This window comes from Serratia sp. 506_PEND (assembly GCF_001076875.1).
In the GTDB taxonomy this organism is placed as follows: domain Bacteria; phylum Pseudomonadota; class Gammaproteobacteria; order Enterobacterales; family Enterobacteriaceae; genus Serratia; species Serratia marcescens.
In genome coordinates, this window is the sequence record NZ_JVEL01000311.1 from 1 (window position 1) to 3,221 (window position 3,221).

General features: G+C 50.1%; 7 protein-coding genes. All 7 read right to left on the reverse strand.

Translation table 11 applies throughout. The features are described from left to right. Positions 1–172: 172 nt before the first annotated feature. Entirely contained in the window at positions 173–697 is a 525-nt protein-coding gene (locus ADK28_RS08555) for a host-nuclease inhibitor Gam family protein (protein WP_048795424.1), read from the reverse strand. Then, positions 687–869 carry a hypothetical protein gene (locus tag ADK28_RS08560; RefSeq protein WP_152929667.1) on the reverse strand — a complete coding sequence of 61 codons (183 nt, stop codon included), beginning with the start codon at positions 867–869 and terminating at the stop codon, positions 687–689. Before ADK28_RS08560 ends, ADK28_RS08555 begins: the two co-directional genes overlap by 11 nt. A 25-nt stretch (positions 870–894) precedes the next feature. Further along, positions 895–1,119, reverse strand: a complete 225-nt coding sequence (locus ADK28_RS08565; RefSeq protein WP_048795426.1) for a hypothetical protein — start codon at positions 1,117–1,119, stop codon at positions 895–897. An 11-nt stretch (positions 1,120–1,130) separates the two neighbouring features. After that, entirely contained in the window at positions 1,131–1,403 is a 273-nt protein-coding gene (locus ADK28_RS08570) for a hypothetical protein (protein ID WP_048795427.1), read from the reverse strand. A 15-nt stretch (positions 1,404–1,418) separates the two neighbouring features. Continuing rightward, on the reverse strand, positions 1,419–1,736 hold the full coding sequence (locus ADK28_RS08575) for a hypothetical protein (RefSeq protein ID WP_048795428.1): 318 nt from the start codon (positions 1,734–1,736) through the stop codon (positions 1,419–1,421). Positions 1,737–1,745: 9 nt separating this feature from the next. Beyond that, complete coding sequence (locus ADK28_RS08580) at positions 1,746–2,660, reverse strand: AAA family ATPase (RefSeq protein WP_048795429.1); 915 nt, start codon at positions 2,658–2,660, stop codon at positions 1,746–1,748. Between the two features lie 10 nt (positions 2,661–2,670). Continuing rightward, positions 2,671–3,221 (reverse strand): Mu transposase C-terminal domain-containing protein (locus ADK28_RS08585; RefSeq protein WP_193392123.1); only part of this gene is annotated, 551 nt, incomplete at its 5' end.

Genomic DNA, 3,221 nt, shown 5'->3' on the forward strand with positions numbered 1-3,221 from the left:
TTGCAAAATGTGGGTCGAGATTTATTTCAACCACGACAACGCCACCGACTTTCTGTGCGACACCGACAGTCTTGACGACTTTCGCATCCAAGTGAGACCAGTCCGGTTTATAGGTGAAATGGCTGCCAACCGGATACGTTTCATTAAACTGCGCAGCGGTCATTTTCAGCATCTACGCCCCCACAGTCTGCTCGAACGGCACAATGGCAAAGTCCTCAATGCCCGATTTCACCGTGATGCCCGCCACACCGGCCACCGCTGCAGGCTCATTGAGGATAGCCTCCTTGTTGATTTCCTCCTTGCGGCGAATAAAGCGCTCAAGCCCCAGGCGCAGCAAGGTTTCCAGCACGGAGTCGGCACCACGAATGGAGACCGATGGCGGACGATTGCGCCACTGCACCTCGCCGGTGACCAGGTTAGCTGTCTTGGTCTTACCGTTGTTGGTCAGCTCGTCGCGGTTGGCTTCACACCAGCCCTGAACGCCTTTTTGCAGCACTTCCAGGTCTTTCTTGAGAACATCCATCTGCGGGGCATAACGGTCTGTAATCTCGCCGATTTCGTCATTCATGGCTGTTTCGACCCGCGCTAATTCGCGAGACAGGTCGCCAATCTTGCGAATATCACAGGTCACATCTTCTTTCGACTGCGGCACATAAACAGCTGCCGCGCTTTTGATACGTTTGGGTTTAGTGGACATGCACATTATCTCCTAAAATAACTTCTTTCTTTCCGCCATTTGCCTTAAAGGCGTCTTCAATCACTTCCAGTATTGCAGCTGTGTGGGTCATTTCTTTTTCGGTAAAATCATTGCTACTTACAGAAATATCAGTTTGGATGCCTGTTTCAGTTTCCTGAATGGCGATAGTCATTATTACTGCCATTTATTTCCCTCGATTAATTCCAGATAACCTGGCATTCATGAACACGCGACGTGCGAACCGTGCGCTGCACGCCGTTCTCTCTCACAACAACGTCCACCGTTGGCCAGACAATCTGCCCGCAGGTGCTATCAGCCGTAATCACCGGACGCTGGTGCTTACGGGTTGAATTCAGGATGGTGCAGCCATTGGCCTCTAACGCAGCCCTGGCCTGGGTATAAGCATCGAATTGATTAATCACGTTCAGCTCCTTTAGTCGAACAATAATCCCAAGGTGTAGTCGTAGGTGTTGATCACGTCGTCATCACAATCACGACTACCAACACCACAAGTTTCACTTTTCCCCGAACACGCCACAGCTACACGGCAAAATCCAGCTGATACGATTGCGGCATCAGCAAAACGGTAATCCTCTGACATCCCTTTAATGGCCTGTGCCACATCGTCATGAACCAACTGGTCAGGGAAAATAATCGGAATATCACGTGGAATATTTCCGCTAGTGCGCAACATGATGTATTTCATTTATTTTTAATCCATTTAGTGAAGCCGCCATGAACGCGGCAGTTGCACACACAACCGCGCCAGGCGGTACGCTTGCCTAAACCCTTCGCGGGTCTGAATAAAAGGGATAATGAGCCGTTTAGCATCGCACTCATCCATATCCCAACCTTTACCGTCGTTACCAACGCCAGCCACTTCACGCTCCCAGGAATACACATCAACGTTTAGCTGACCGGAAACAAAGCAATCAATGAAAGGCGAAAAACGACACTCACCGCTGGTGTTGGAATAAAAAATGCTGTTGAACCCCAGATTACGCAGCGCCTTAACTTCTCGTTTAATCAGTGCATTCATGGCATTCCCTCAGTGGATCAGCATCCCTGAATACTCCTCAACCAGGGCAGGCGAAATACCCTGGTCACCGATACCGCTGGCTCGAACAACGCCACGCGCCAGCTTGAATAATCGCCTGTAGTTGCCTTTTGACTGCTTGCGAAACGCATCAAATAACCCCGGTATCTGCGAATAATCCACATCCTCGGGTAGAAGACTGGTGATAATGCTGTTGAAGTCTTCATGCTCGGTTTTCTTCTGCTCGGCATCGAGATCAATTGCGATACCCACGCGGCTATATAATTGCGCGTATTCACCACGGCGGCCCTTGAGGTTCAATAACAGTCGGGGCATACCGGCTAAGACCACGCCGGAACCAGAACGGTCATGAATACGGCGTAGCGCCTCCAGCGCGCGATAGGGCAACAGCTCAGCCTCATCAATGAGCACAACCCAACCCGTCCCCCGCAGTGCGTTGATGCAGTTCTCGCTTAACTCATGGATATTGCCGCTCTTATTGACGCCAAGACGCTCGCACAACTCCTGCAGCAGCACCTTTGTCGTGTAACCAGGGTCAGCCTCAATCAAGATCACATCGTTAAACAGGCTGGCGTAATGCTTCATGACCATGCTTTTACCCGCACCGGCTGAGCCGGAAAGCACACCAATATCGCCATCCAGATGCACATCGCGCATTCGTGCCAGGCATTTATTCGCCAGGCGAGTACGCACAAACTCGGCGCGCACAGTGCGCTTGCGCTCTTTCTCTTCTTCACGGGAAATAAAGTTTCTGATTGCCGATTCAACTTTTTCAATATTCCCCGGATATGTTCCTTTCAAATATTGGGAAATAACGGAATCACTGACTTTAGTTTGTGCTGCCACCCGTTTTTGGGTGTAACCGGTCCGAGCCATAAGGCTCTGCAAATCGCTTAATACGCTCATTTAATTATCCTTAATGGCTGTTACTGGCTTTCTTTAAATCAAATTCGTAATCATCTTCGTGCAAATAAACCTTTTGGCGCTGTTCTGGCTCAGGCGCAAAGAAGCGACTGAAATCATGTTCCGGCTTTTGCTCAATCGCCGGGGTAAGCTCCCGCTCAATATCGCGATAGATTTTCCTCTCTTGCCGCTCCCTGCGTTCCTTAACCCGCTTCTCTTCAAGCCGCTTAACATAAGGCTTGGCGAAAGCATCCACCTTGTTGCCGTCCCAGATGGCGTCACAAATCCAGGTGCCGTCCATGTTGCGAACTATCACCGTGTTAGGGTCATGAATATCAAAGCAGACACGAACTTTTTCACCCTCAACCCTGGCAAGCTCAGTGCTAAAGTAAATGTTGTTATAAACACGCACCTCACCGCGCACTGCCTTACGGATCACCTCCGGGCGGAACATCTCGTGCAGTTCAGCAGATGTCAGGTAATCAATTTCAATCTTATCTTTACTAATCAGGTGATTGCGGTATGCCAGTGGCGACCAGTGCTGACCATTATCTCGCTTGGGCA

Coding starts and splice junctions, on each gene's coding strand:
- ADK28_RS08555 (WP_048795424.1), bottom strand. CDS start 697: ATGTCCACTAAACCCAAACGTATCAAAAGCGCGGCAGCTGTTTATGTG.
- ADK28_RS08580 (WP_048795429.1), bottom strand. CDS start 2,660: ATGAGCGTATTAAGCGATTTGCAGAGCCTTATGGCTCGGACCGGTTAC.
- ADK28_RS08570 (WP_048795427.1), bottom strand. CDS start 1,403: ATGAAATACATCATGTTGCGCACTAGCGGAAATATTCCACGTGATATT.
- ADK28_RS08560 (WP_152929667.1), bottom strand. CDS start 869: ATGACTATCGCCATTCAGGAAACTGAAACAGGCATCCAAACTGATATT.
- ADK28_RS08575 (WP_048795428.1), bottom strand. CDS start 1,736: ATGAATGCACTGATTAAACGAGAAGTTAAGGCGCTGCGTAATCTGGGG.